The following is a 1,274-nucleotide window of genomic DNA, read 5'->3' on the forward strand; positions in this document are numbered from 1 at the left end:
AACCCATCCCATCCCCCCCAAATTCCTCGACAAAACCCCCCAAAAAGTCTTCAACGAAGTCTCCCAAGCCCTCGGCTTCGAAATCCATCGCCCGATCGCCCAACTCCTCCTCCGCTTCGATCGCTACTTTTTCGCCAACTACATCCAAGACACCGAACGCGAAAAACTCTTTACCCAAATCAGCTACACCCAAGCCAGCCGCATCTTCAACACCGATCGCAACAAACCCGATATCCCCCTCCAAACCCTCTTCCAACCCCGCCCCAACCACACCCAAGACATCTTCTGCCTAACCGACCATCGCAGCGGCGATAACAACGTCATCATGCGCCTGCGAGCCTGGGGCCACAACGTCGAAGTCCTACTGCCCTGGAACCTGCGCCAACGCATGGGCGAAGACCTCACCAAAGCTCAATCCTTTTACAACACACCATGACCCATCCCACTTCCCCACCCCTCAGCGATCGCTTCCCCCAAGCCCTCACCTACGCCCACCAACTCCACGCCCAGCAATACCGCAAAGGCAGCAAAATTCCCTACATCAGCCACCTCCTCAGCGTCGCCGCCCTCGTCCTCGAAGATGGCGGCGACGAAGATAGCGCGATCGCCGCCCTGCTCCATGACGCCATCGAAGACCAAGGCGGAGCCACAACCCGCGAAGTGATTCGTCAGCAATTTGGCGATCGCGTCACCCACCTCATCGACACCTGCACCGAATCCGACATCACCCCCAAACCCCCTTGGAAACACCGTAAAACACAATACCTAGAACAACTAAAAACCGCATCCGATGACGCAATCCGCATCATCCTAGCCGACAAACTCCACAACGCCCGATCGATTCACCGCGATCTCCAAACTCACCCCGACCAAACCTGGCAAAAATTCAACGCCAGTCCATCAGATATCCGCTGGTTCTACCAATCCTGCCTCACCATCCTCCAGCAACGCAGCCAAAGCCCAATGGTCAAAGAATTACAGCAGATTCTCAAACAATGGATATAATGCACAACATCCCCCACTTAATACCAAACCAATTTGTAATTGCAACACACAACGATCCCCCTAAATCCCCCTTAATAAGGGGGACTTTGAAAGAATTTGCCTAAATTCCCCCCTTATTAAGGGGGGCTAGGGGGGATCGGATTTATAGCAGTAATCAATTAATTTGGTATAACAATACTCCGGACAAAATTAAGCGGCGATGATGCCGTGTTCACAGAGGGTTGAGTAGTTGGGATGTGATTTAATCGAAGTCGGGTCAAGCTCTAACT

General features: G+C 52.9%; 2 protein-coding genes. Both read left to right on the top strand.

Annotated elements, in window-relative coordinates; genetic code table 11:
* Nucleotides 1-436 (top strand): TIGR03985 family CRISPR-associated protein (locus ACN4EG_RS27770; protein ID WP_431633526.1); only part of this gene is annotated, 436 nt, incomplete at its 5' end.
* On the top strand, nt 433-1,005 hold the full coding sequence (locus ACN4EG_RS27775; protein WP_431633527.1) for an HD domain-containing protein: 573 nt from the start codon (nt 433-435) through the stop codon (nt 1,003-1,005). The genes ACN4EG_RS27770 and ACN4EG_RS27775, both read left to right, overlap by 4 nt.
* The last annotated feature ends 269 nt before the right edge of the window (nt 1,006-1,274 follow it).

It is taken from the genome of Alkalinema pantanalense CENA528, assembly GCF_050753345.1.
Lineage (GTDB): Bacteria > Cyanobacteriota > Cyanobacteriia > Leptolyngbyales > Leptolyngbyaceae > Alkalinema > Alkalinema pantanalense.